Annotated in this window: 23 protein-coding genes; 17 read left to right on the forward strand and 6 right to left on the reverse strand. The window is 64.6% G+C overall.

The window, feature by feature from the left end:
* Positions 1–70 precede the first annotated feature (70 nt).
* Entirely contained in the window at positions 71–877 is an 807-nt protein-coding gene (gene murI, locus L0963_RS05910) for a glutamate racemase (protein WP_234178771.1), read from the reverse strand.
* Between the two features lie 126 nt (positions 878–1,003).
* On the opposite strand from murI, the gene plsY reads away from it, so the two are divergent.
* The 5 genes from plsY (at position 1,004) to topA (ending at position 7,243) form a co-directional block, all read left to right on the forward strand.
* Positions 1,004–1,606, forward strand: coding sequence for a glycerol-3-phosphate 1-O-acyltransferase PlsY (gene plsY / locus L0963_RS05915; RefSeq protein WP_186402061.1), 603 nt, complete (start codon positions 1,004–1,006; stop codon positions 1,604–1,606).
* Positions 1,603–1,809: a hypothetical protein gene (locus tag L0963_RS05920; protein WP_234178773.1), complete on the forward strand. Its 207-nt coding sequence runs from the start codon at positions 1,603–1,605 to the stop codon at positions 1,807–1,809. Before plsY ends, L0963_RS05920 begins: the two co-directional genes overlap by 4 nt.
* A gap of 88 nt (positions 1,810–1,897) precedes the next feature.
* A complete protein-coding gene (locus L0963_RS05925; protein ID WP_234178775.1) occupies positions 1,898–3,466 on the forward strand; it encodes a VWA domain-containing protein in 1,569 nt (522 codons plus the stop codon).
* A 234-nt stretch (positions 3,467–3,700) separates the two neighbouring features.
* Positions 3,701–4,582: a hypothetical protein gene (locus L0963_RS05930; RefSeq protein WP_234178776.1), complete on the forward strand. Its 882-nt coding sequence runs from the start codon at positions 3,701–3,703 to the stop codon at positions 4,580–4,582.
* Between the two features lie 102 nt (positions 4,583–4,684).
* Positions 4,685–7,243, forward strand: coding sequence for a type I DNA topoisomerase (gene topA, locus L0963_RS05935; RefSeq protein WP_186402057.1), 2,559 nt, complete (start codon positions 4,685–4,687; stop codon positions 7,241–7,243).
* Between the two features lie 33 nt (positions 7,244–7,276).
* Here topA and L0963_RS05940 read toward each other — a convergent pair whose 3' ends face one another.
* From L0963_RS05940 to lepB, 4 genes are read right to left on the reverse strand one after another with little or no spacing between them, the layout of a single operon-like run.
* Positions 7,277–7,618 carry a hypothetical protein gene (locus L0963_RS05940; protein WP_234178777.1) on the reverse strand — a complete coding sequence of 114 codons (342 nt, stop codon included), beginning with the start codon at positions 7,616–7,618 and terminating at the stop codon, positions 7,277–7,279.
* 8 nt (positions 7,619–7,626) lie between these two features.
* Positions 7,627–8,520, reverse strand: a complete 894-nt coding sequence (era, locus tag L0963_RS05945) for a GTPase Era (RefSeq protein ID WP_062902591.1) — start codon at positions 8,518–8,520, stop codon at positions 7,627–7,629.
* Positions 8,517–9,200, reverse strand: a complete 684-nt coding sequence (gene rnc, locus L0963_RS05950; protein WP_234178779.1) for a ribonuclease III — start codon at positions 9,198–9,200, stop codon at positions 8,517–8,519. Before rnc ends, era begins: the two co-directional genes overlap by 4 nt.
* Positions 9,197–10,075, reverse strand: a complete 879-nt coding sequence (gene lepB / locus L0963_RS05955) for a signal peptidase I (protein WP_186402054.1) — start codon at positions 10,073–10,075, stop codon at positions 9,197–9,199. The genes rnc and lepB overlap by 4 nt, the downstream gene beginning before the upstream one ends.
* A 205-nt stretch (positions 10,076–10,280) precedes the next feature.
* Here lepB and pgi point away from each other — a divergent pair, with 205 nt between their 5' ends.
* The 3 genes from pgi to L0963_RS05970 all read left to right on the forward strand — a co-directional run bounded on the left by pgi (position 10,281) and on the right by L0963_RS05970 (position 14,305).
* On the forward strand, positions 10,281–11,786 hold the full coding sequence (gene pgi / locus L0963_RS05960) for a glucose-6-phosphate isomerase (protein ID WP_234178781.1): 1,506 nt from the start codon (positions 10,281–10,283) through the stop codon (positions 11,784–11,786).
* A gap of 98 nt (positions 11,787–11,884) precedes the next feature.
* A complete protein-coding gene (gor, locus tag L0963_RS05965; protein WP_062902589.1) occupies positions 11,885–13,231 on the forward strand; it encodes a glutathione-disulfide reductase in 1,347 nt (448 codons plus the stop codon).
* A gap of 57 nt (positions 13,232–13,288) precedes the next feature.
* Positions 13,289–14,305: an NAD-dependent epimerase/dehydratase family protein gene (locus L0963_RS05970; RefSeq protein ID WP_234178783.1), complete on the forward strand. Its 1,017-nt coding sequence runs from the start codon at positions 13,289–13,291 to the stop codon at positions 14,303–14,305.
* Between the two features lie 42 nt (positions 14,306–14,347).
* On the opposite strand, the gene L0963_RS05975 is transcribed toward L0963_RS05970, so the two are convergent.
* Positions 14,348–15,757: a helix-turn-helix domain-containing protein gene (locus tag L0963_RS05975; protein ID WP_062902587.1), complete on the reverse strand. Its 1,410-nt coding sequence runs from the start codon at positions 15,755–15,757 to the stop codon at positions 14,348–14,350.
* A 210-nt stretch (positions 15,758–15,967) separates the two neighbouring features.
* On the opposite strand from L0963_RS05975, the gene L0963_RS05980 reads away from it, so the two are divergent.
* From L0963_RS05980 to L0963_RS06020, 9 genes are all read left to right on the forward strand, one after another.
* Positions 15,968–17,500 carry an acyl-CoA carboxylase subunit beta gene (locus L0963_RS05980; RefSeq protein ID WP_062902586.1) on the forward strand — a complete coding sequence of 511 codons (1,533 nt, stop codon included), beginning with the start codon at positions 15,968–15,970 and terminating at the stop codon, positions 17,498–17,500.
* A gap of 11 nt (positions 17,501–17,511) precedes the next feature.
* Positions 17,512–17,703: a hypothetical protein gene (locus L0963_RS05985; protein ID WP_186402049.1), complete on the forward strand. Its 192-nt coding sequence runs from the start codon at positions 17,512–17,514 to the stop codon at positions 17,701–17,703.
* A complete protein-coding gene (mce, locus tag L0963_RS05990; RefSeq protein ID WP_186402048.1) occupies positions 17,700–18,140 on the forward strand; it encodes a methylmalonyl-CoA epimerase in 441 nt (146 codons plus the stop codon). The genes L0963_RS05985 and mce overlap by 4 nt, the downstream gene beginning before the upstream one ends.
* Before the next feature lie 111 nt (positions 18,141–18,251).
* Positions 18,252–20,399, forward strand: coding sequence for a methylmalonyl-CoA mutase (gene scpA, locus L0963_RS05995; protein WP_234178785.1), 2,148 nt, complete (start codon positions 18,252–18,254; stop codon positions 20,397–20,399).
* Positions 20,396–21,676: an O-acetylhomoserine aminocarboxypropyltransferase gene (locus L0963_RS06000; RefSeq protein ID WP_062902582.1), complete on the forward strand. Its 1,281-nt coding sequence runs from the start codon at positions 20,396–20,398 to the stop codon at positions 21,674–21,676. Before scpA ends, L0963_RS06000 begins: the two co-directional genes overlap by 4 nt.
* The gene (gene bioB / locus L0963_RS06005; RefSeq protein WP_186402046.1) at positions 21,673–22,683 is read left to right on the forward strand and encodes a biotin synthase BioB; all 1,011 of its coding nucleotides are present in this window, start codon (positions 21,673–21,675) and stop codon (positions 22,681–22,683) included. Before L0963_RS06000 ends, bioB begins: the two co-directional genes overlap by 4 nt.
* Positions 22,680–23,072 (forward strand): lysozyme inhibitor LprI family protein, encoded by a 393-nt coding sequence (locus tag L0963_RS06010; protein WP_186402045.1) that lies wholly within the window; start codon positions 22,680–22,682, stop codon positions 23,070–23,072. The genes bioB and L0963_RS06010 overlap by 4 nt, the downstream gene beginning before the upstream one ends.
* Positions 23,072–25,093 (forward strand): acetyl-CoA carboxylase biotin carboxylase subunit, encoded by a 2,022-nt coding sequence (locus tag L0963_RS06015; protein WP_234178787.1) that lies wholly within the window; start codon positions 23,072–23,074, stop codon positions 25,091–25,093. The genes L0963_RS06010 and L0963_RS06015 overlap by 1 nt, the downstream gene beginning before the upstream one ends.
* Positions 25,094–25,184: 91 nt before the next feature.
* Entirely contained in the window at positions 25,185–25,556 is a 372-nt protein-coding gene (locus tag L0963_RS06020; protein ID WP_186402043.1) for a tRNA-binding protein, read from the forward strand.

The raw sequence follows: 25,556 nt of genomic DNA on the forward strand, positions 1-25,556 counted from the left end.
GGCGCGATAACCGGGCGGCAATACGCGCGATTTTCCGTGAAATCCAGTGCGAACGATTCGCAGATCTGGGTCAAATTGTCTCAATTCGCCCGATGCCATAAGGCGCCAGCGCGGCCAGCGGCGGGGGCAGGCGATCGTCGCTGCGCGTGAAGACCGCGATGCCGGGCGCCGCCGTCTGGGGCCACGCCTGCCCTTGGGTGAGGTGCGCGATCCGCCGCGCGATCCCTGCAGCGCCGTCGATGAGCGTGACGCCGGGTCCGGCCGCCGCCTGCAATTCGTCCTGCAGCAGCGGGAAGTGGGTGCAGGCCAGGACGATGACGTCGATGGCACCGCCGCCCGCCTGATCGGTCAGCCCGGCGAGCGCGCGTGCAATCGCGGCGGGATCGACCGGTTCGCCGCGCAGCTTGCTCTCGGCAGCGGTGACGAGTTCGGGGCTGCCGTGGCGGAGCACGATTTTGTCGCGCGTGAATTTGGCGCTGAGGTCATCGACATAGGGCTGCCGCACCGTCGCCTCGGTCCCCAGCACGCCGATCACGCCGCTGCGCGTCAGTTCGGACGCCGGCTTGATCGCGGGCACGGTTCCCACGATCGGCAGATCGAGTGCTGCGCGAACATGCGCGAGCGCGATGGTCGAGGCGGTGTTGCAGGCGATAACGGCGAGCCGGGGATGGTAGCGTTCGACCAACCGGCCGAGCAGCGCCGGCACGCGTGCCGCGAGTTCGGCGTCGCTTTTCTTGCCATAGGGCAGGCCGGCGTAGTCGGCGGCATAGACTATCGGCGCGGTCGGCAGCAGCGCACGCGTCGGTCCGAGGACGGTCAGTCCGCCAAGGCCGCTGTCGAAAAAGAGAATAGGCGCGTCGGGCGCGGGAGTCTGCATGCGAGCCGGTTAGCATGCGCCCGCCCGGCGTCAATCCGGTCCTTTGCGGCGTCCAGATTCATCGAATCCATTGATTGCCCGCTGCAACATCGCCACAATATTCCCGAACCAACGCCCGGGAGCGCCATGACCATCTTATTGTTGACCGCCGCCGGCTATCTGCTCGGCTCGATTCCGTTCGGCGTCCTGCTGACGCGCGCGTTCGGCGCCGGCGATCTGCGGCAGATCGGATCGGGCAATATCGGCGCGACCAACGTGCTGCGCACCGGACGCAAGGAACTCGCCGCGGCGACGCTGATCCTCGACGGCGCGAAGGGCGCGGTCGCGGTGCTGCTCGCGCGTCATTTCGTTCCCCAGCTCGGCGATCATGCTGCGATGATCGCGGGTGCGGCGGCGATGATCGGTCATTGCTATCCAGTCTGGCTGAAGTTTCGCGGCGGCAAGGGGGTTGCGACACTGCTCGGCCTCGCGCTGGCGCTCGCCTGGCCGGTCGGGCTGGTGTTCGCAGCTGTGTGGCTGGGGACTGTGTTGCTGCTGCGCATTTCGTCGCTCGGCGGGATGGCGGGAGCGGTCGCGGCGCCGGTCGCGGCGCTTGCCTTCGGCTATCCGGTCTATGCAGTCGGCCTCGCCGGGCTGGCGGTGATCGTGCTGTGGCGCCACCGGGAGAATATCGCGCGGCTGCGCGCCGGAACCGAACCGCGCGTCGGCGCAAAGAAGGGCGCTGCGTGACGCACCCAGAGCGGTCGGCGCGGATCCGGCTGATCCGCACGCCGCATGTCGTGACCAGCCGGCTCGGCCCGCCGCCGGTGGCGACCGACGCGATCGTTCGCCAGCCGGGACATCCCGCCGCGTCGGTGCAACCGGTCCTGCTCGAACTCGAACGCGCCGGGGGGCTGGCGCGGCATATGGGCCCGCGGGGGGCGCTGCTTTAGGGTCCGCAACGGCTCGGCGCGGTTCAGCCACGGTTCAGCGGCGCGGCGACAGGCTGATGATATTGTATCACATGCGGGGAGTTGGGTGATGCGGAACAGGTTTCTGACAGGTGTGACATTAACGGCGCTGCTGGCCTCCGGCCCGGCGCCCTTGCCGATCATGGCGGCGCAAGCGGCGGCGCCCGGCTGGAATGACGGCTTTTGCCGCAATGCCGAGCCGCTGCCGCAGCTCGATCCCGAAACGCGGCCGCGGCCCGTTCCCGCCGCGGGCGGCAAGGGTGGACGCTATGACAGTGTGGCACCGGTGATGGCCGCGCCGCCGCCACCGCCGCCGCCTGCGCCGCCACCACCGCCGATGATGGCGCCGGCTGCCGAAGCGGCATCGCCGCCGGCGAGCGACGTCGTCGTCACCGGCTCGCGCAGTGACGCCAGCGCCGGTGCAGCCGAGCCCGTCGCCATGGAAAAGGGATCGTCGGCCGATTTCGATCGCGCGCCGGGCGCCGTGATGCCGCCGCGTCCCTATCCGCAGCCGCAGCCGCAGTCGGGCATCCTGACCGCCGGCGAGCATGACGATCTGCTCAATCCGGAACTTTACGCGGCCTATGTCGGTCGCAGCAATCTGGGCCAGCAGATCCGCGATCTTCCGCGCGTCGATACGATGCGCTTGGTCACCGTGAAGGTGAACGACCGCAACGGGCAGCCCATTCCCTTCGCCGATGTCGTGGTGACGTGCAGCGACGGCAACAGCATCACCATGGCGACGCAGGCCGACGGCGGCGCAGTCTTCTTTCCGGGGCTCGACCGGTTGAGCGAGCGCATTACGGTGTCGGCGCGCCAGGGCGGACGGACGATTGCCGACGCGCGTCCGGTGCTCGTCGCCGATGCGCCGGGCGGCCAGCTTGTCGGCCTGACCGCTAACCAGATGGCGGCGAAGGCCACCAAGCTCGATCTGATGCTGGTGATCGACACGACCGGCAGCATGGGCGACGAGATCCGCTATCTTCAGTCCGAACTGCGTTCGATCATCAATGCGATCACGACGCGGCACCGCGATCTCGACATCCGTGTCGGCTTTGTCTTCTACCGCGACCTCGGCGATGATTATGTGACGCGCACTATCGGCTTCGACCGCGATATCGGCCGCGCGCAAGGCGTGCTGGCGCAGCAGGACGCGAACGGCGGCGGCGACTATCCCGAAGCGATGGATCAGGCGATGATCCGCGCGGTGGGGCAATCCTGGCGTCCTGATGCGGTCAAATCGCTGCTGCTCGTCGCCGATGCGCCGCCGCACGACGACAAGTTCGGGCGCACCTGGGCCGCCGCCGAAGCGGCTCGCGCCAAGCGGATCCATATCACCCCGGTCGCCGCTTCGGGCGTTGCGGACGAGGCCGAATATGCGATGCGCGCAATGGCTGCAGCAACGCAGTCGCGCTACCTCTTCCTGACCGACGACAGCGGCGTGGGCAATCCGCACGCACCGCCGGCGATCGACTGCTATCTCGTGACCCGGCTCGACGCGCTGGTGCGCCGGGTGATCGACAGCCAGATCAGTGGCCGCCGCATCGAACCCGACAAGGACGAGGTGATCCGCAGCGTGGGGCAATATGACGGCGGCAAATGCGTACTGCCTGCCGACTTCAAATGGGACAGCAACTGACGCTTGGACGTCAGCCATTGACACCCTCCTGCATCTGACCGATGCAGGGGTGTGGGTTGCGTCGGGAAATCTCCCGTCGCTGGTCCGATTCCGGCCGCGGGAGGTCGGAGGTTTGTTTTCATGAAAAAATTGCTGTCGGCCATCGCCCTTGCGGCGATGCTGTTTCAGCCTGTCGTCGTCGCTGCGAAGGATCAGGAACCCGTCAAGATTTCGGGGCCGGCCAATGCAAGGGGCGTGACGACGGTAACGATCGGTGCCTTCAATGTCGGCTTCATCTTTGAGTCTACGGACCAGATCAAGAAGACGGGTGGTCTGATGGGTGCCTTTGGCGGCACCACAAAGGCCAAGAGCGAACTGGTCGGCGTCACGCCTGAGATGATGCAGGCCATCACCGATGCCGCCTATGCCGATTTCGTGTCGCAGCTGGGTGCGCGCGGTTATGTCGTTCAATCCGCCGCCGACCTGTTCGATCATGCGGCCCTTGCAAAGACCAAGTCGCTGGAAGCGCCGCTCGATGTCAATATTGCGCTCGAGAAGGGTAGCAAGGGCAAGGCAACCTATTACAAGCCGAGTGCGCTCCCGTCGCTGTTGATGATCCCGGGGGACTTTACGGGTTCCGGAATGAGCAGCATGGGGATCAATATGTCGGCAGGGCAGGCGAATATGGCCCTGTCAAACTATGCCAGGCAAACAGGTGTTGGCGTGATTGATGTCGTCTATCTTATCGACTTTTCGGATCAGAAGCGCCCGGGCTTTTTCAGCTTCGGCGGCGGGGTCAATGTAAACAGCGGCCTGTCTGTCAGCGCGGATTATTCGCGAATGACGCTTATTGCGCCCTCGGGCAAGCAGGCTGTCATAACGGTCAAGGCCCCAATTGGCGTCGAAGGCGAGTTCATCGACAAGAGCGATGCGTCGACCGGTACAGAAAAGGCCGTGCAATCGGCTGCCAATGTTGCAGGCGGCCTTGCAGCGGCGGCGAACATCGGCCTGCCGATGTTCGGCAAAACGCGTAAATTCCAGTTCACTGCAAAGCCAGGAAATTATGAGGAGGGCGCGGCGAAAGCAGCGAGCCTGGCAAACGAATTGCTGCTCGGAAGACTTGGCGCATTGCGTTGATCCCCGACGGCGGGCGCTCTATTTCCCCTCTTGACGGAAGGGATCGGCGCCCGCCACCCTCGCGCGTACGTACGTAAGAGTTTTCGGGGAAACGAATTTTCGATGCAATTGGTGATTGTGGAATCGCCCGCCAAGGCGAAGACGATCGAGAAATATCTCGGCCGTGATTTCAAGGTGCTGGCCAGCTATGGCCACGTCCGCGACCTGCCGCCCAAGGACGGCTCTGTCGATCCGGATGACGGTTTTTCGATGGAGTGGCAGCTCTATCCGGACAAGGCGAAGCGGCTGAAGGATATTCAGGATGCCGCGAAGCAGGCCGACCGTCTGATTCTCGCGACCGACCCCGATCGCGAGGGCGAGGCGATCAGCTGGCACGTGCAGGAATTGCTGCGCCAGAAAAAGGCGCTGCCGCAAAAGGTTGACCGCGTGACCTTCAACGCGATCACCAAGCAGGCGGTGACCGATGCGATGGCGCATCCGCGCGGTCTCGACGACGATCTGATCGACGCGTACCGCGCGCGCCGCGCGCTCGACTATCTCGTCGGTTTCACCCTCTCGCCGGTGCTGTGGCGCAAGCTGCCCGGCGCCAAATCGGCGGGCCGCGTCCAGTCGGTGGCGCTGCGCCTCGTCGTCGAACGCGAACGCGAAATCGAAGCCTTTGTTGCGCAGCAATATTGGTCGATCACCGGCCAGTTCGAAATGGGCGGCACGCCGTTCAAGGCGCGGCTCGCGCGCTGGCGCGGCGACAAGATCGAGCGTTTGACGATCACCAACGAGGCCGATGCGCGCGCCGCCGAAGCCGATGTGAAGGCGGGCCATTTCACCGTCGACAGCGTCGAAACCAAGCCGCTGACGCGCAATCCGCCGCCGCCCTTCACGACCTCGACCCTGCAACAGGAAGCCGCGCGCAAGCTCGGTTTCTCGGCCAGCCACACGATGCGGGTTGCGCAGGATCTCTACGAGGACGGCGCGATCACCTACATGCGTACCGACGGCGTTCAGATGGACGGCAGCGCGATAAGCGCCGCGCGGCGGGCGATTGCTGACCGCTACGACGGGGGCTATGTTCCCGATCAGCCGCGCCAGTATCAGACCAAGGCGAAGAACGCGCAGGAAGCGCACGAGGCGATCCGTCCGACCGATTTTGGCAAGGACAAGGTCGGCGGCGGCGATCATGCGCGCCTCTACGATCTGATCTGGAAGCGTGCGCTGGCGAGCCAGATGGCCTCGGCGCGGCTCGAACGCACGAGCATCGATCTGAGCGACGGCACCGGCAAGACAATGCTCCGCGCGACAGGTCAGGTTGTGAAATTCCCCGGCTTCCTGGCGCTCTATGACGAAAGCCGCGACGACAGCGCCGACGATGAGGATGCGCGCTTGCTTCCCGCGATGGCAAAGGGCGATGCACCCGCCAAGACCGGCGTCGAGGTCGAAGCCCACGAGACGCAGCCGCCGCCGCGCTATTCGGAAGCGAGCCTGGTCAAGAAGATGGAGGAACTCGGCATCGGGCGCCCGTCGACCTATGCCTCGATCCTTCAGGTGCTCAAGGACCGCGCTTATGTGCGCGTCGAAAAGAACCGCTTCCTGCCGGAAGAGAGCGGGCGATTGCTCACCGCTTTCCTCGAACGCTTCTTCGGCCGCTATGTCGAATATGATTTCACCGCGGGCCTCGAAGAAGAGCTCGACGACGTGTCGGGCGGCCGCGCCCAGTGGCAGGCGGTACTCGAACGCTTCTGGCGCGACTTCAAGCCGCGCACCGGCGAGGTGATGGAGCAGAAGCCGTCGGAAATTACCGCGGCGCTCGACGAGTTTCTCGGCCCCTATCTCTTCCCCGACAAGGGCGACGGCAGCGATCCGCGCGTCTGCCCGAATTGTGGCACCGGGCGGCTCGCGCTGCGCGGCGGGCGCTTCGGTCCGTTCATCGCGTGCAGTAACTATCCTGAGTGCAAATTCACGCGAAAATTCGCGCAGCCGGGCGGCAGCGACGGCGCCGACAGCGGCCCCGAAACGCTGGGTACCGATCCCGAAAGCGGGCTCGAGGTGACGAAGCGCAGCGGCCGGTTCGGACCTTATATCCAGCTCGGCGATGGCAAGGAGGCGAAGCGCTCGTCGATCCCGAAGGACATTCCGGCCGAGGATTTCGATCTGGACTATGCGCTGCGGCTCCTGAGCCTGCCGCGCGACGTCGGGACGCATCCCGAAAGTGGCAAGCCGATCGTCGCGGGACTGGGGCGCTATGGTCCCTATCTGCTCCATGACGGCAAATATGCGAAGCTGACCGGCACCGCCGAAATCTTCGACATCGGCATGAACGCGGCGGTGGCGCGTATCGCCGATGCGGCGAATGGCGGCGGCCGCGGCGCGCGCGCCAAGGCCGAGCCATTGAAGACTTTCGGCCCGCACCCGACGAGCGGCGGCGAAATGAAGCTGATGGCCGGACGTTTCGGGCCTTATGTGACCGACGGCACGACCAACGCCACGCTGCCCAAGACGGTCGAGCCCGACGCGCTGACTGTCGAGGAAGCTGTCGCCCTGATCGACGCCCGCGCCGCGAAAGGACCGGCGAAGGGCAAGAAGAAGACGCCCGCGAAGAAGGCTGCGGCCAAAAAGCCGGCCGCAAAGAAGGCGCCGGCAAAGAAGAAGGCCGCGAAGGACGCGTGATGTTGCTTGGGCGACCGGCCCAAGCTCCATCGCCTATCCCGCGCAGGGCGGGTCGGCGGCGCGGAAGTCGTGCTGGGCGACGTCGTCGTGACGAACGAGGCGGATTTTCGATCCGCTATGGCAATGCGCGTTGGCGGGAAGCGCGACGGTCGCCTGCTGCAGGCTGTTGACGCGCACGACGGCCTGCTCCGGCTTTCCGGGCGGCGTTTCAATCCGCATGACCTCGCCGGCGACCAGATGATCCTTGCCGCTGCTCGCGAAACGATCGCGCTCGATGACGAGCGCGATCAGCGCCGCGATGAGCAGATAGGCCTGCCAATAGCGGAAGACCGCTCGGAACCGGTCGCCGGGGGTGTTGAAGGGATCGTGCGCCATTTCGCCGTTCAATCGACCCAGTCGAGGCCCATGTCGCGATAGACGCCGCGGTCTTCGTCCCAATTTTCCTTGACCTTCACGTGCAGGAAAAGGTGGACCTTGCGGCCCATCAGTTCGGCAAGTTCGGCGCGGGCCTTTGCGCCAATTTCCTTGATTCGGGAGCCGCCCTTGCCAAGCACGATGGCGCGCTGGTTGTCGCGCGCGACAAAAATCTGCTGGTGGATTTCGGCGCTGCCGTCGGGGCGGGTCTTGAACAATTCGGTCTCGACCGTCGACTGATAGGGCAATTCCTCATGGAGCTGGCGATAGAGCTGCTCGCGCGTGATCTCGGCCGCGAGCATCCGTTCGGGCGCGTCGCTGACCTCGTCCTCGGGGAAATGCCACGGCCCCTCGGGCATCAGCGCGGCGAGATGCGCCTTGAGCTCGGGCACGCCGTCGCCGCTGCTCGCCGCGATGAAGAAGGTTTCGTCGAAGGCGAGCCGGGCGTTGAGCTCGGTCGCGATGGTGAGCAGCTTGTCCTTCTTGGTCAGGTCGACCTTGTTCAGCACCAGATATTTCTTCTCGGGCCGGTTCGCGACTCCTTCCAGCACGCGTTCGACGCGGCCCGTCAGCTTGGCCGCGGCGTCAACCATGACAAGGATGGCCTCGGCTTCCTCGAGGCTGCCCCACGCCGCGGCGACCATCGCGCGGTCGAGCCGGCGGGTGGGCGCGAAGATGCCCGGCGTGTCGATCAGAATGATCTGCGTGTCGCCGTCCATCGCGACGCCCATCAGGCGGGTGCGCGTCGTCTGCGCCTTGGGGCTGACGATGGCGACCTTCTGGCCGACAAGGGCGTTGACGAGGGTCGATTTGCCGGCGTTCGGTGCGCCGACGACCGCCACGAAACCGCAGCGCTGGGTCATTTCACGTCTTCCTGGGTCAAGATTTCAAGCAGGGCGGTGGCGGCCGCCTTCTCGGCAGCCTGCTTGGACGGGCCGTCGCCTTCGGCCTCGGCGAGCTTGCCGATCGCGACGGCGACGCGGAAGCGCGGGGCGTGGTCGGGGCCGTCGCGGCGGACGAGGCGATATTCGGGGGGCTTGCGCTTGCGGGCGAGCGCCCATTCCTGAAGCGCCGCTTTGGGATGTTTGGGCGCGGCGACCTGGCCTTCGATCATGCTGCCCCAATTGCGGACGATGAATGCCCGCGCGGCGTCCTGGCCAAGGTCGAGCCACAGCGCGCCGATCAGCGCTTCGAGCACGTCGGCGGCGATATTGTCGCTATTCCGCCCGCCATCGCCGATCGCCTGCGCGCCGAAGCGGACATGCGCGGTAAGGTCGAGCGCCTGCGCAATCCGCGCGCAGGTTTCGCCCGACGCGAGCGCGTGCAGTCGCGACGATAACTCACCCTCGGCAGCCTTCGGAAAGCGGGCGAACAATTCGGACGCAATGACCAGGCCGAGCACGCGGTCGCCCAGAAATTCCAGCCGCTGATAATCACCCGCACCGCTGCTGCCGTGGGTCAGCGCCTCGCGGTAGAGGCCAAGGTCGCGGGGCGTTGCGCCGGTAATGGCGGCAAGCGTTTCCGCGGATACACCTTCGTTCAAAAGCCTTCCCCGGCGCGGCTCCAGCGGGCGGCGGTGAACCAGCTGATCGGGTTGAGCCAGCTTGCCGACCCGTCGGTCGAGAACATCGTCACCAGCGCATGGCCGACCAGATTTTCCTCGGGCACCAGGCCAATGCCCTGACCCTCGACGGCGGGGAAGCGGCTGTCGGCGCTGCGGTCGCGATTATCGCCCATCAGGAACAGATGGCCGGGGGGCACCGTAACGGGCGCTGTATTATCCTCGGGGATCGAGGTGATATCGAGGATGGCGTAGCTCTTGCCGCTGGGCAGCGTTTCCTTGAAGCGCTTGTAGCGGCACTGACGCTGGCCGTTCGCGCCGATCTCTTCGAACTCGGGCGAATAGCAGGGCAGGGTGCCGTTGGCGCGCGAGGCGTCGATCATATTCTGCGTCACCGGAATGACGAAATCGGCCATCGGTTCGCGCTTCAGCGGCTTGCCGTTCAGCCAGACGATGCCGTCCTTAACCTGGATCGTGTCGCCGGGCAGGCCGATCACGCGCTTGATATAGTCGTTGTCGTTGACCGGCGGCGCCTTGAACACGACAACGTCGCCGCGATCGGGCGTACGCGCGAAAATACGGCCGGGGATCAGCGGCACGCTGAACGGCAGGCTGTATTTCGAATAGCCGTAAGCCATCTTGTTCACGAGCAGATAGTCGCCGATCAGCAGGCGCGGCTGCATCGATTCCGACGGAATGTTGAAGGGCGACAGAAAGAAGCTGCGAAAGATCAGCACCGCGATCGCGAGCAGCGCGAGAAAACGGATCGTGTCGACCGCCTCTTCCTTGGCGGATACGGGCGCGGGTTCGGGCGTCGCGGGGGCGGGATTTTCGGCGGGGATGCTGGCGTCGGTCATGGGGGCGCATTGACGGTGAATAGGTCTGCGCGTCAAGTAAATATCGGCGGATGACGCTGGCGTACGAGCGGTGGCGCGCTTATGAAACGGGCGAACATCTCCATCCCCGTTCGCATCGAGCGTAGTCGAGATGCCCATCGGTCGTTCGCGCCTTGGGGTGTCTCGACTTTGCCCGACACGAACGGACCTTAGAAGGAAGTTTTCGATGACCACCTCCTCCGAAGCGTGGCAGGCGCTCTCCGCGTGGCAACCGCAAACAATCGCCGAACTGATCGCCGCCGATCCGGAGGCGCGGCTTCAGATGCTCGTTCGCAACGTCGCTGACATTCGCTTCGACTTCGCAAAGACGCATCTCGATGGCGAGGCGCTGGCGATCCTTTCGACGCTTGCCGAAGCGCAGGATTTTGCCGGCCGCCGCAAGACGCTTTTCGCGGGCGGCATCGCCAACCCGACCGAAGACCGTGCTGCAGAGCACAGCGCCGAGCGCGGCGAAGGGGCGCCCGAGTCCGTCCATGTCGCGCAGGCATTGCATCAGCGGATGCGGATGCTGATCGACGCGATCGAGGCCGATGCGTTCGGCGAAATCCGCCATTTGCTCCACATCGGCATCGGCGGCTCGGCGCTTGGCCCCGACCTGTTGATAGATGCGCTGGGGCGGCATGGCTCGCGCTACGACGTCGCCATCGTCTCGAATGTCGATGGGGCCGCGCTCGCCGAAGTCTTCGCCAAATTCGATCCAGCCTATACGCTTGTCGCGGTCGCGTCGAAGACCTTCACGACGACCGAGACGCTGCTCAACGCGGCCTCGGCGCTTCAATGGCTGGAGGAAGCGGGCGTCGATGATCCGGTCGGCCGTTTCATTGCGCTGACCGCCAATCCCGAACGCGCGGTCGAATGGGGTATCGACGAAACGCGCATCCTGCCGTTCAGCGAAACCGTCGGCGGGCGCTATTCGCTCTGGTCGTCGATCGGCTTTCCGGCGGCGCTGGCGCTCGGCTGGGACGCTTTTCAGGACATGCTCGAAGGCGCGGCGGAGATGGACCGCCATTTCCGGCTCGCCGACGGCGCCGACAATATCTGCCTGCTCGCCGCTTTCGCCGACCAGATTTACGCCAACCGGCTGGGCTGCCAGACCCGCGCAGTTTTTGCCTATGACGAACGGTTGCGGCTGTTGCCCGCCTATCTGCAACAGCTCGAAATGGAATCGAACGGCAAGCGCGTGACGCTCGACGGCGCGCCGCTCGCACAGCAGAGCGCGCCGATCACCTGGGGCGGCGTCGGCACCGACGCCCAGCACGCGGTATTCCAGCTTCTGCATCAGGGCACGCATCTGGCCCCGGTTGAATTCGTCGTCGCGCGCGAGCCCGATCATATCCTTGACGATGCCCACCACGAGACGCTGGTCGCGAACTGCATCGCGCAGGGCGCGGCGTTGATGACCGGCCGTGCGAGCGAGGACGGCGCGCGCGCCTATCCCGGCAACCGTCCATCGACGACGATCCTGCTCGAACAGGTGACGCCGCATAGTCTGGGTGCGCTGATTGCCTTCTACGAACATCGCGTTTTCGCCAACGCCGTGCTGCTCGGCATCAATCCCTTCGATCAGTTCGGGGTCGAGCTAGGCAAGGAAATGGCGAAGGGCCTTGCCGAAGGAACGGTGCAATTCGATCCGGCCACCGAAGCGCTGATGCAGGCCGCGCTGGGGGACTAGGCGATCAGGCTAATCCAAATATTCGATTGGCAAGACGGCGCGGCGTAACCACATAGGTCCTCGCCGCGAATGTCAGCGACGATTGCCAGGGGTGTTTCATGAGCGATTTCGACTATGACCTGTTTGTCATCGGCGCCGGGTCGGGCGGCGTTCGCGCGAGCCGGGTCGCGGCGTCGCACGGCGCGCGGGTCGCGGTCGCCGAAGAGTATCGCGTTGGCGGCACCTGCGTCATTCGCGGCTGCGTGCCCAAGAAGCTGCTCGTCTACGGCGCGCATTTTGCCGAAGATCTGAAGGACGCGCGGCATTTCGGTTGGGACGTTCCCGATTGCCATTTCGACTGGCAGCGGCTGCGCGACAATGTGCTCGGCGAAGTCACGCGTCTCGAAGGTCTCTACGGTCAGACGCTCGACAATCATAAGGTTACGCTGCTCAAGACGCGCGCGACAATCGTCGGTCCGCAAAAGGTGCGGCTCGCCGATGGGACCGAACTCACCGCCGAACGCATCCTGGTGGCGACCGGCGGCTGGCCGTTCGTTCCCGAATTTCCGGGCAGCGAGCATGCGATCACCTCGAACGAGGTGTTTCATCTCGACAGCCTGCCGAAGCGTGTGGTGATCGCCGGCGGCGGCTATATCGCCAACGAATTTGCGGGTATCTTCAATGAATTCGGCAGCAAGGTGACGATCGTCAACCGCGGCGACGCGATCCTGCGCGGCTATGACGAGCAGATCCGGGACCGCCTGCTCCAGATTTCGATGACCAAGGGGATCGAATTCCGTTTCAATGCGCCGTTCAAATCGATCGAGAAGCAGGACGACGGATCGCTGATGGTCCATCTCGACAATTGCGATCCGATCGCGGCCGATGCCGTGCTCGTCGCGACCGGACGGGTACCGAACACAAAGGGCTTGGGTCTGGAAGCGGCGGGTGTCGAACTCGACAAGGTTGGCGCGGTCAAGGTCGATGACAATAACCAGTCGTCGGTGCCGAGCATCTACGCCGTCGGCGACGTGACCAATCGCATCCAGCTGACGCCGGTGGCGATCCGCGAGGGGCAGGCGTTCGCCGACAGCGTCTTCGGCGGCAAGCCGACGACCGTCGATTATGCCAATGTCCCGAGCGCGGTGTTCAGCCATCCGCCGATCGGCGCGGTCGGGATGACCGAGGCAGAGGCACGCAACAAGCTGGGCGCTGTGCGCATCTACACCAGCGATTTCCGGGCGATGAAGAATGTCCTTGCCGGCCGCAACGAACGGGCGCTGTACAAGATGGTCGTCAATGCGGCGACCGACCAGGTCGTCGGCCTTCACATGATCGGTCCCGACGCGCCCGAAATTTTGCAGGCCGCCGCCGTCGCCGTGAAGGCGGGGCTGACGAAAGCCGACTTCGACGCCACGGTTGCCCTGCACCCCAGCATGGCCGAGGAACTGGTGCTGCTGAAATAAGCGGCGACCGCGCGGCCTGTCTGCTATTCTTCGCAAATGCGGCGAGGAGAGGTGCAGATGACGCGCAGGATATTGGTAACAGGCGGCAGCGGCTATATCGCCGGCTTCCTGATCCGGCAGTTGATCGACAATGGCTGGACGGTTCACACGACGGTGCGCAGCCTGAAGCGCGAGGCCGAAGTGCGCAGCTCGCTGGCGGTCGACAACGACCGGCTTCGGTTCTTCGCGGCCGATCTGGAGCATGATCTCGGCTGGGCGGAGGCGATCGCCGGATGCAGCCATGTCGCGCATGTCGCTTCGCCCTTTCCGATGGGGGTTCCCCAGCATGCCGATGAACTGGTGGTTCCGGCGCGCGAAGGCGCGTTGCGCGCGCTGCGTTTCGCGAGGGCAGCGGGGGTGCGGCGCTTCGTTCTGACCTCGTCGATGGCGGCGATCGCCTATGGGCATGGCGACGGTGGCGGCATCTACAGCGAAACCGATTGGACGAACCTCGATAATCCGGCGGTCATGCCCTATCCGCGCTCGAAAACCGTCGCCGAGCGCGCGGCGCGCGATTGGGTGGCGGCCGAGGGCGGCGACATGGAATTCGCCTCGGTCAATCCAGCAGCGGTGTTCGGGCCGTTGCTGTCCGACGATCTGTCGACGTCGATCGAGGTCGTGAAACAATTGCTCGAGGGCAAGGTGCCAATGTGTCCCGACGTCGGCTTCGGCATCATCGACGTGCGCGACGTTGCCGACCTTCATTATCGCGCGCTCGCCGCGCCGGGCATCCGGGACGAGCGCTATGTCTGTTCGGGACCGTTCCTGAAGATGATCGACGTCGCCAACATCCTGACCGCGAACCTGGACGAGCAGGCGCGCAAGGTGCCGACGCGGCGGATGCCCGACTGGCTGCTCAAAGGCTTCGCGATCTTCCGCCCCGAACTCAAGCAACTCGTCGCCGAGCTGGGCAATGTTCGCGGCGGCGACAGCCGTCACGCGATGGAGACGCTCGGCTGGACGATGCGGACGCCCGAGGAGGCGGTGCTGGCGACGGCACACAGCCTGATCGAGCGAGGAATCGTGAAGGTGTGAGCGTCTTCGTCATTACTTCGCTCCGCTTGCAATGACATTTTGCTAACCGATGCGGTAGGGCACCACGTCGCGGCGGTCGGGGTCGACCAGAATCGGCCGGTCGCTCGGCGGAAAGGCGCGCTGGTCGCAGTCGTCGCGCGGGCAAATGCGGCACGATGATCCGATACGCGTCGCGGCGTGCGGCGCGGTCACATCGACCCCGTCGGCATAGACGAAATCGGCGGCATATTGCGCCTCGCACCCCAGCGCCACGGCATAGCGGCGCGGCGAGCGCGCATAGCTGCCCGACGGTTTCACGAGCCCCTTCGCCATCGACACATAGCGCAGCCCATCGGGTGTCTCGGCGAGCTGGAACAATATGCGGTCGGGGATCGCCGCCGCCTCGTGGACGATCCACAGTGGGCAGGCGCCGCCGAAGCGCGCGAATTGCAGGCGAGTGGCGCTGTGCCGCTTGGTAATGTTGCCCGCCATGTCGACGCGACAGAAGAACATCGGGATGCCCCGCGCGCCGGGGCGCTGGAGCGTCGAGAGGCGATGGCACGCCTGTTCAAAGCTGACGCCATAGTCGAGCCGCAGCCGGTCGATGTCATGCCGCACCGCGCGGGCGCTGGCGCGAAAGGCGGCATAGGGCATCAAAACCGCGCCCGCGGCATAATTGGCGAGGCCGACGTGGAGCAACTGGCGCGCCGCCGCGGTGCGCAGCGGCGACGCCTCGATCACCGCAGCAATCTCGCGCGCGAGCGCCAGCGCCGCCAGCTGGTGCGCAAGTTGAAAGCGGCGCGTTTCGGCGGGCTGCGACGGATCGATGATCAGGTGGCGCATCGTCGCGTCGAAATCGCGCAGCACCTGGTGCTGGCGATAGACGATCGAAATGCCCAGCGCCTCGCGCAGCCGTCGTTCGATCGTCTCGATCGCGGGCGACGGATCGCGGCCGCGCAGCTGGCCCGCCAGCGTCTCGGCGGCGCGGTCGATGCTATCGACATAATTGCCCGCGTCGTGGAACCAGTCGCGTACCTCCTCCCACGGCAGACGGCTGCCCTCGGCGGTGCCGCCGGTCATCGCTTCGTCGATGATCTGGAGCCGCTGGCCCGCGCGGCGATAGGCGGCGTGGAGCGCGACGAACTGGTCGGCGAGCTGCGGTTGCTGCAGCGCGGCGCGCTCGAGCTGCTCGGGCGCCAGCGGTGCGGCGGCGAACAGCGGATCGGCCGCCGCCTCGCGCAACGCCCCGGCACGGCGGTCACCGGCATCGGCGGCGACCTCCTCCCATTCGAGCGGGAAAAGCCTTTGCAGCCGGTCGAGCAGGGCAGGGGTCAACGGCCTGTCGTCATGCTCGATCTGGCTGAGGTAAGAGGCAGAGATGCCGATCGCTTCGGCGAAATCGGCCTGGCTCACGCCGCGCTCAAGGCGGAGCTGGCGCAGGCGCGTACCGGCAAAGATGCGTTGGCGGGTCATAGGCGCCCCATCTTGTTCCGTTCGTGCTGAGCTTGTCGAAGCACCGGTTTTGCTTCCTCCAAGGCAAGGACGGCCCTTCGACAGGCTCAGGGCGAACGGAAGCTGGTAATTCTACTTTGCAAACTATCACTTTGCAACTTTGCAAATTCGCATTTGCATAGCGGGCGCCGTGGGCGCAGATGGCAGGCCTCAGAAAACCGGAGAAGCCGAGTGTCCGCCAATATTGCCGAAATGGAACGTCGCCGCGCCGCTGCCGCTTTGGGAGGCGGGCAGAAGCGCATCGATGCGCAGCATGCCAAGGGCAAGCTGACCGCGCGTGAGCGGTTGCTGGTACTGCTCGACGAAGACTCGTTCGAGGAACTCGATACCTATGTCGAGCATGACTGCGTCGATTTCGGCATGCAGGATCAGAAGATTCCGGGCGACGGCGTTGTTACCGGATCGGGAACGATCAACGGCCGCCTCGTCTATGTCTTCAGCCAGGATTTCACCGTCTTCGGCGGCTCGCTGTCCAAGCGTCACGCCGAAAAAATCTGCAAGGTGATGGAAAAGGCGATGCTGGTCGGTGCGCCGGTCATCGGCCTCAATGACAGCGGCGGCGCGCGTATCCAGGAGGGCGTCGCCAGCCTCGGGGGCTATGCCGACGTGTTCCAGAAAAATGTGCTGGCGTCGGGCGTCGTGCCGCAGATCAGCCTGATCATGGGACCATGCGCGGGCGGCGCAGTGTACAGCCCGGCGATGACCGACTTCATCTTCATGGTGAAGGATAGTAGCTACATGTTCGTCACCGGACCTGATGTGGTGAAGACGGTGACCAACGAAGTGGTGACGCAAGAAGAGCTCGGCGGCGCGATCACCCACACGACGAAAAGCTCGGTCGCCGATCTGGCGTTCGAGAACGACATCGAGGCGCTGCTCGCGGCGCGCGACTTCTTCGATTATCTGCCCGAAAACAACCGCAGCGGCGTGCCGGTGCGCCCGACGAGCGATCCCTACGATCGCGCCGAAATGAGCCTCGACACGCTGATCCCGCCCAATGCGAACCAGCCCTATGACATGCACGAACTGATCCGAAAGACAGTCGACGAGGGCGATTTCTTCGAGGTGCAGCCCGCGCACGCCGCGAACATCATCTGCGGCTTCGGTCGCATCGAGGGTCGCACGATCGGCATCGTCGCGAACCAGCCGCTGGTGCTTGCGGGCGTGCTCGACATCAATTCGTCGAAGAAGGCGGCGCGTTTCGTCCGTTTCTGCGACGCGTTCGAAATTCCGATCGTTACCTTCGTCGACGTCCCGGGCTTCCTGCCCGGTACCGCGCAGGAATATAATGGCATCATCAAGCACGGCGCGAAGCTTCTCTTCGCCTATGCCGAGGCGACGGTGCCCAAGATCACGGTCATCACACGCAAGGCCTATGGCGGTGCGTACGACGTGATGGCGTCGAAGCATCTGCGCGGCGATTTGAACTATGCCTGGCCGACTGCCGAGATCGCGGTGATGGGCGCGAAGGGCGCGGTCGAGATCATCTTCCGCAGCGACATCGGCGACCCCGAAAAGATCGCCGAACGCACGAAGGAATATGAGGACCGCTTCGCCAATCCGTTTGTCGCGGCGCAGCGCGGCTATATCGACGAGGTGATCTATCCGCACTCGACGCGCAAGCGGATTGCGCTGGGGTTAAGGAAGCTGCGAAACAAGCAGCTCGAAAATCCGTGGAAGAAGCATGACAATATTCCGCTGTAGGGAATGCTGCGATGAACACCGCGCTTTGGATCCTCGTCGTCGGCTTCCTGCTGGTGGATGGCTGGCTCAACTTCAATGAGAGACCTTCTCTCGCGACCGCGCTGTTTTCGGGAAAGCCCGCAGCGGCTCGGCGTTACGGCGGATTGACGGTTTATGGTCTCGTTATCGCCGCTCTGATTTATCTTGGATGGAGTTCCCGATGAAACTCGGCCGCCTCAACCATATCGGCGTCGCGACGCCGTCGATCGCCGACAGCATCGTCTTTTATCGCGACGTGATGGGCGCGACGAATATCCATGAGCCGTTCGACCTGCCCGATCAGGGCGTCAAAGTGTGCTTCGTCGATACGCCCGGCGCGGGCGGGGCGCTCGACGGGACCCAGATCGAACTGATCGAGCCGCTGCCGGGCAATACCTCGATCGCGGGGTTCCTCGAAAAGAACCCGGCGGGCGGGCAGCATCACATGTGCTACGAAGTCCCCGACATTCACGCCGCCAAGGCCGAATTCGAGGCGATGGGCAAGCGCGTGCTGGGCGAGCCGCGGATTGGCGCGCACGGGACGTTGATCTTCTTCCTGCACCCCAAGGACATGGGCGGCGTGCTGACCGAGATCATGGAGACGCCGAAGGGGGCGCACTGACCCATTTTTCCTCGTCACCCCGGACTTGATCCGGGGTCGATTCTTGCGTCGCTGCGAGGAACGGATGCCGGATCAAGTCCGGCATGACGAAAAGAGAGTAGAGATACGCATATGACCGACAAACCGACCCTCGACCAATGGGCCGCCGCCGCCGACAAGGAAGTAAAGGGTAAAGACCTCATCTGGCACACGCCGGAGGGGATCGATGTCAAGCCGCTCTACACGGCCGAGGACGTCCAGACCGATCCCGGCCTGCCCGGTTTCGCGCCCTTCACGCGCGGCGTGCGGGCGTCGATGTATGCGGGGCGGCCGTGGACGATCCGGCAATATGCGGGCTTCTCGACCGCCGAGGAATCGAACGCCTTCTATCGCCGCAACCTCGCCGCGGGGCAGAAGGGTCTCAGCGTCGCCTTCGACCTTGCGACGCACCGAGGCTATGACAGCGACCATCCGCGCGTCGTCGGTGACGTCGGCAAGGCGGGGGTGGCGATCGACAGCGTCGAGGATATGAAGATCCTTTTCGACGGCATCCCGCTCGACCAGATGTCCGTCAGCATGACGATGAACGGCGCGGTCATCCCGATCCTTGCCTTTTTCATCGTCGCGGGCGAGGAGCAGGGGGTCGAGCGCAAGCTGCTCGACGGGACCATCCAGAACGACATCCTCAAGGAGTTCATGGTCCGCAATACCTATATCTATCCGCCCGAACCCTCGATGCGGATCATCAGCGACATCTTCGGCTACACGTCGCGAGAAATGCCCAAGTTCAACAGCATCTCGATCTCCGGTTATCATATGCAGGAGGCGGGGGCGACGCAGGTGCAGGAACTGGCCTTCACCATCGCCGACGGCATCGAATATGTTAAATATGGCGTGGCGAGCGGCCTCGACATCGACAAGTTTGCCGGTCGCCTGTCCTTCTTCTTCGCGATCGGCATGAATTTCTTCATGGAGATCGCCAAGCTGCGCGCCGCGCGCGTGCTGTGGCACCGCGCGATGACGAAGCTGGGCGCGAAGGACGAGCGCAGCAAGATGCTGCGCACCCATTGCCAGACGTCGGGGGTCAGCCTGACCGAGCAAGACCCCTACAACAATGTCATGCGCACGACGATCGAGGCGATGGCGGCGATGCTGGGCGGCACCCAGTCGCTGCACACCAATGCGCTCGACGAGGCGATCGCGCTGCCCACCGACTTTTCGGCCCGCATCGCGCGCAACACCCAAATCGTGATCCAGGAAGAAACGGGCATGTGCAACGTCGTCGATCCGCTCGGCGGCAGCTATTATATCGAGGCGCTGACGCAGCAGCTCGTCGACAAGGCGCAGGAGATTATCGACCGGGTCGAAAGCGAAGGCGGCATGGCCAAGGCGGTCGCCGCCGGCTGGCCCAAGGCGATGATCGAGGAAGCCGCCGCCGCCCGACAGGCGAGGGTGGACCGCGGCGACGATGTCATCGTCGGGGTGAACAAATATCGCCTGAAGGACGAGGATCTGCTCGAAACGCTCGAGGTCGACAACACCAAGGTCCGCGAGGCGCAGGTCGCACGGATCAACCGCGTCAAGGCGAGCCGCGACGAGGTCGCTTGCCAGGCCGCGCTCACCGCGCTGCGCCGCGCGGCGGCGGCTCCGCAGTCGATCGAGACCAATCTGCTCGCGCACGCGGTCGATGCGGCGCGCGCGCGCGCGACGCTGGGCGAAATTTCGGACGCGATGGAGGTCAGCTTCGGGCGCTACGGCACGGTGCCGAAGCCGGTGAAAGGCGTCTATGCCGCGCCCTATCAGGGCGACAACCGCTGGGCGCAGGTCGTCGACGGGGTGAAGGCGGTCGAACGCCGTCTGGGCCGCGCGCCCAAGCTGCTCGTCGCCAAGATGGGGCAGGACGGACACGACCGCGGCGCCAATGTCATCGCCTCGGCGTTCAGCGACATGGGCTTCGACGTGGTGTCGGGCCCCTTGTTCCAGACGCCCGAGGAAACGGTCGTGCTCGCGCTCGAAAGCGGGGTCGATGCGGTCGGCGCGTCGAGCCTTGCCGCCGGGCACAAGACGCTGATCCCCGAACTCATCAAGGGGCTGCGCGAGGCGGGGCGCGGCGATATCAAGGTGATCGCGGGCGGCGTCATTCCGCCGCAGGACTACGACTATCTGCGCGACGCGGGCGTGCAGGGCATCTATGGCCCGGGTAGCAATGTGGTGGAATGCGCCGCCGACGTCCTGCGCCTGCTCGGCCACAATATGCCCCCGCTGGAGGATGCTGCATGAGCAACCATAAACCCGAAACGCTGAGCGTTCACGCCGGCACCGCGCCCGATCCGACGACCAAGGCGCGGATCACGCCGATCTACCAGACCGCATCCTATGTGTTCGACGATGTCGATCATGCGTCGCGATTGTTCAACCTGCAGGAATTCGGGAATATCTACACCCGGATCATGAACCCGACGAACGGCGCGCTCGAAGGCAAGATCGCGGCGCTGGAGGGCGGGCAGGCGGCGCTCGCGGTGGCGTCGGGCCATGCTGCGCAGTTTCTGGCCTTCCATACGATCATGGAGCCGGGGTGTGAGATCGTTGCGGCGAAAAAGCTCTATGGCGGCTCCCTCAACCAGCTGGGGCAGAGCTTTCGCAAGATGGCGTGGACGACGCATTTCGTCGATGCCGACGATCCGGCGAATGTTGCGGCCGCGATCAACGACAGGACGCGCGCGGTCTTCATCGAAAGCCTCGCCAATCCGGGCGGGGTCGTGCAGGATATCGCGGCGATTGCAAAGGTCGCCCACGATGCCGGCGTACCGCTGATCGTCGACAACACGATGGCGACCCCGATGCTCTGCCGCCCGATCGAGCATGGCGCCGACATCGTCGTCCATTCGGCGACCAAATTCCTGAACGGTCATGGCAATGCGATCGGCGGCCTGATCGTCGATGCCGGGACGTTCGACTGGTCAAAGGGCGGCAAATATCCCGCGCTGAGCGAACCCAATGCCTCCTATCACGGGCTGACCTTCACCGAGGCGTTCGGGCCGCTCGCCTTCATCCTCGCCGCGCGGACGCTCGGCCTGCGCGACCTTGGCCCCGCGCTCGCGCCGATGAACGCCTTTCTTGCGCTCACCGGCATGGAGACGCTCGCGCTGCGCATGGACCGGCATTGCAGCAACGCGCTCGCGCTCGCCAAATGGTTGCAGGATCATCCGGCAGTGAGCTGGGTCTCCTATGCCGGGCTGCGGGGCAGCCCCTATCACGACCTCGCGCACAAATATCTCGGCGGGCGCGGCGGCGCCGTGTTCACCTTCGGCCTCCAGGGCGGCTACGATGCTGGCGTCAAGCTCGTCTCCGCGGTCAAGCTGTTCAGCCATCTCGCCAATCTGGGCGACACCCGCTCGCTGATCATCCATCCGGCATCGACGACGCACAGCCAGCTTTCGGAGGCCGAACTGGTCGAAGCGGGCGCCGGGCCCGACGTCGTCCGCGTGTCGGTGGGGATCGAACATATCGACGACATCATCGCTGACCTGGCACAGGCATTGGAGACCGAAGCGTGACCGAAACCCGTACCGACTGGACGCGCGAGGAAATCGCCGCACTGTTCGACCTGCCGTTCGACGAATTGATGTGGGAGGCGCAGGGCGTCCATCGCCGCCATCACGCGCGCGGCGAGGTGCAGCTTTGCACGCTCTTGAGCATCAAGACCGGCGGCTGCGTCGAGGATTGCGGCTATTGCTCGCAATCAAAACATGCCGACAGCGGGCTCAAGGCCACCAAGCTGATGGATGTGCGCGCGGTGCTGCAAGCTGCGGCGCAGGCGAAGGATGCCGGGTCGAAGCGCTTCTGCATGGGCGCCGCCTGGCGCAACCCCAAGGACCGCGACATGGCGAGCATCGTCGAGATGGTCGAGGGCGTGCGCGCGATGGGCATGGAAACCTGCATGACCCTGGGCATGCTGACCAAGGAACAGGCGCAGACGCTCGCGGTCGCGGGGCTCGACTATTACAACCACAATATCGACACGAGCCCGGAGAATTACGAGAATATCATCTCCACGCGGACCTTTCAGGACCGGCTCGACACGCTGGAGGAAGTCCGCAATGCCGGGATCAACGTCTGCTCGGGCGGGATTGTCGGGCTGGGCGAGACGCGCGCCGACCGCGTCGGTTTCATCCACGCGCTCGCAACGCTCGAACGCCATCCCGAAAGCGTGCCGGTCAACGCGCTGGTGCCGGTGAAGGGCACCGTGCTCGGCGACATGCTCGAGGGCACCCCGCTCGCGAAGATTGACGATATCGAATTCGTCCGCACGATCGCGGTCGCGCGTATCACGATGCCGAAATCGATGGTCCGCCTGTCGGCGGGACGCGAGAGCATGTCGGAGGCGACGCAGGCGCTCTGCTTCATGGCGGGCGCGAACAGCATCTTCACCGGCGACAAGCTGCTGACGACCGCGAACGCGGGCGACAATGCCGACGCGGCGCTCTTCGCAAAGCTGGGGCTGCGGCCGATGGAAAGCGAAGAGCCGATGCGCCAAGGGATGCTGACGGAGGCCGCGGAGTGATCCTCGCCCTTTTCTATTTGGCGGTAGCAGTCGCGGAGGATCCTCCCGTCGATTGCGACAATCAACGATATCAGGTCGAGATGAACCATTGTGCCGGAAAGGCCTATGAGGTCGCCGATGCTACGCTCAATGCGCAGTGGAAGCTGACCGTGGCCGAGATGCGAACGCGCGACAAGATGATCGATCGCCGCTATGACAGCCAACCGAAGCATTATGACACGCTGCTCGCCGCGCAGCGCGCGTGGCTGACCTATCGCGATCAGCAGTGCCTCTCCGAAAGCTTCGCCGCGCGCGGCGGTAGCATGGCACCGATGCTCCACAGCGGATGCATGGAACGATTGACCAAGGCGCGGACCGCCGAACTCAAGGCACTTGTCGAGGAATATTGATGTTCAAGAAAATCCTGATCGCCAATCGCGGCGAAATTGCCTGCCGCGTCATCAAGACCGCGCGGCGCATGGGCATATCGACGGTCGCCGTCTATTCGGACGCCGACGCGCGCGCGCCCTTCGTGCAGATGGCCGACGAGGCGGTGCATATCGGGCCGTCGCCTGCGTCCGAATCCTATCTGATCGCCGACAAGATCATCGCCGCATGCAAGGCGACCGGCGCCGAGGCGGTGCATCCGGGCTACGGCTTCCTGTCGGAACGCACCAGCTTCGCCGAGGCGCTGGCCAAGGAAAATATCGCCTTCATCGGCCCGCCGGTGAACGCGATCGCGGCGATGGGCGACAAGATCGAGTCGAAGAAGCTTGCAAAGGAAGCGGGCGTCAACGTCGTCCCCGGCTTTGTTGGTGAAATCCGCGACACCGAACATGCCGTCGAGATCAGTAACGAGATCGGCTATCCGGTGATGATGAAGGCCAGCGCCGGCGGCGGCGGCAAGGGCATGCGCCTCGCCTATGACGAAAAGGACGTCCGCGAAGGCTTCGAGAGCGTCAAGCGTGAGGGGCTGAACAGCTTCGGCGACGACCGCGTGTTTATCGAGAAATTCATCCTCAATCCGCGCCATATCGAAATCCAGATTCTCGGCGATCAGCACGGCAACATCCTCTACCTCAACGAGCGCGAATGCAGCATCCAGCGCCGCCACCAGAAGGTCGTCGAGGAAGCGCCGTCGCCCTTCGTCACCGAAAAGATGCGCAAGGCAATGGGCGAGCAGTGCGTCGCGCTGTCGAAGGCGGTGGGCTATTACAGCGCGGGGACGGTCGAACTGATCGTGTCGGGCGCCGACCCGACGGGCGAGAGCTTCTACTTCCTGGAAATGAACACCCGGCTTCAGGTCGAGCATCCCGTGACCGAAGCGATTACCGGCATCGATCTGGTCGAACAGATGATCCGCGTCGCGGCGGGCGAGAAGCTCGAAATGACGCAGGACGACATCAAGATCGACGGCTGGGCGATCGAGAACCGGGTTTATGCCGAAGATCCCTATCGCGGTTTCCTGCCCTCGACCGGGCGCCTGACGCGCTATAAACCGCCGGTGCCTGGCTGGACCGACGATGGCGAGGAAAACGGCCGCCGGGGTGTCGACGGCGTGCGCGTCGACGACGGCGTTTACGATGGCGGCGAAGTGTCGATTTTCTACGACCCGATGATCGCCAAGCTGATCACCTGGGGCGAGACGCGCGACGAGGCAGCCGATCTGCAGGTCGCGGCGCTCGACCGCTTCGAGCTCGAGGGGCTTGGCCACAATATCGATTTTGTCTCGGCAATCATGCAGCATCCGCGCTTCCGCTCGGGCGAGCTGACCACGGGCTTCATTGCCGAGGAATATCCCGAGGGCTTCCACGGCGCGCCGACCGACGAAGCGGTGACCCGCGCGCTCGCGGCGATCGCGGGCTTCATGGCGAGCGCCGAGGCCGATCGCGCGCGGCGCACCGACGGTCAGCTCGGCGACCGGCTCGACCCGCCCGCGAAATGGCAGGTGACGATCGACGGCACGAGCCACAAGGTCAAACTCGGCCACAAGCATATCAAGGTCGACGGTGACAAGATCGACATCGCGCTCGAATATACGCCAGGCGACCGGTTGGTGATTGCCGAGATCGGAGACGGCGAACTGGCGGTGAAGGTCGCGAAGACGCGTACGGGCTGGCGCATGACGACGCGCGGCGCAATACACGACGTGCGCGTGCTGCCTTGGCACGTCGCGCCGCTGGCGAGCCACATGATCGAAAAGATCCCGCCCGATCTGTCGAAATTCCTCATCTGCCCGATGCCCGGCCTGCTCGTCGCGCTGCATGTCGGCGAAGGGGACAAAGTCGAGGCGGGTCAGCCGCTGGCGACCGTCGAGGCGATGAAGATGGAGAATATCTTGCGCGCCGAAAAATCGGGTGTCGTGAAGACGGTCAACGCAGCGCAAGGCGATAGCCTGGCGGTCGATGCGGTGATTTTGGAGATGGAATAATCCACTTTCGTCATTCCCGCGCAGGCGGGAATCCAGCTAAGGCAGTGAGGAAGCTGGATTCCCGCCTGGGGGGGAATGACGGAGAGTTGGAATGCACCTGAATCACGACGCCGCAGCCCCCGCTGCGGAGCCCATCGCCTTCGACGATTTCCTGCGCGTCGATATCCGCGTCGGCACGATCGTCGCGGCCGAGCCTTTTCCCGAAGCGCGCAAGCCGGCGTTCAAGCTGAAGATCGATTTTGGCCCCGCGATCGGCGTCAAGAAGAGCAGCGCGCAGATCGTCGCGCGCTACGCGCTCGAGGATTTGCCGGGTCGGCAGGTTGCGGCGGTCGTCAACTTTCCTCCGCGCCAGATCGGCAAGTTCATGTCCGAAGTGCTGACGCTGGGTTTCGCCGACGCGGCGGGCGAGGTGATCCTCTTTGCTCCCGATCGTGTGGTACCCGATGGAGCTCGGCTGTTCTGA

Source organism: Sphingopyxis sp. NFH-91 (assembly GCF_021401285.1).
Taxonomy (GTDB): Bacteria; Pseudomonadota; Alphaproteobacteria; order Sphingomonadales; family Sphingomonadaceae; genus Sphingopyxis; species Sphingopyxis terrae_A.

Coding starts and splice junctions, on each gene's coding strand:
- gor (WP_062902589.1), top strand. CDS start 11,885: ATGAGCGATTTCGACTATGACCTGTTTGTCATCGGCGCCGGGTCGGGC.
- lepB (WP_186402054.1), bottom strand. CDS start 10,075: ATGACCGACGCCAGCATCCCCGCCGAAAATCCCGCCCCCGCGACGCCC.
- L0963_RS05940 (WP_234178777.1), bottom strand. CDS start 7,618: ATGGCGCACGATCCCTTCAACACCCCCGGCGACCGGTTCCGAGCGGTC.
- era (WP_062902591.1), bottom strand. CDS start 8,520: ATGACCCAGCGCTGCGGTTTCGTGGCGGTCGTCGGCGCACCGAACGCC.
- L0963_RS06015 (WP_234178787.1), top strand. CDS start 23,072: ATGTTCAAGAAAATCCTGATCGCCAATCGCGGCGAAATTGCCTGCCGC.
- L0963_RS05925 (WP_234178775.1), top strand. CDS start 1,898: ATGCGGAACAGGTTTCTGACAGGTGTGACATTAACGGCGCTGCTGGCC.
- pgi (WP_234178781.1), top strand. CDS start 10,281: ATGACCACCTCCTCCGAAGCGTGGCAGGCGCTCTCCGCGTGGCAACCG.
- scpA (WP_234178785.1), top strand. CDS start 18,252: ATGACCGACAAACCGACCCTCGACCAATGGGCCGCCGCCGCCGACAAG.
- mce (WP_186402048.1), top strand. CDS start 17,700: ATGAAACTCGGCCGCCTCAACCATATCGGCGTCGCGACGCCGTCGATC.
- L0963_RS06020 (WP_186402043.1), top strand. CDS start 25,185: ATGCACCTGAATCACGACGCCGCAGCCCCCGCTGCGGAGCCCATCGCC.
- plsY (WP_186402061.1), top strand. CDS start 1,004: ATGACCATCTTATTGTTGACCGCCGCCGGCTATCTGCTCGGCTCGATT.
- L0963_RS05975 (WP_062902587.1), bottom strand. CDS start 15,757: ATGACCCGCCAACGCATCTTTGCCGGTACGCGCCTGCGCCAGCTCCGC.
- murI (WP_234178771.1), bottom strand. CDS start 877: ATGCAGACTCCCGCGCCCGACGCGCCTATTCTCTTTTTCGACAGCGGC.
- topA (WP_186402057.1), top strand. CDS start 4,685: ATGCAATTGGTGATTGTGGAATCGCCCGCCAAGGCGAAGACGATCGAG.
- L0963_RS05985 (WP_186402049.1), top strand. CDS start 17,512: ATGAACACCGCGCTTTGGATCCTCGTCGTCGGCTTCCTGCTGGTGGAT.
- L0963_RS06000 (WP_062902582.1), top strand. CDS start 20,396: ATGAGCAACCATAAACCCGAAACGCTGAGCGTTCACGCCGGCACCGCG.
- L0963_RS05970 (WP_234178783.1), top strand. CDS start 13,289: ATGACGCGCAGGATATTGGTAACAGGCGGCAGCGGCTATATCGCCGGC.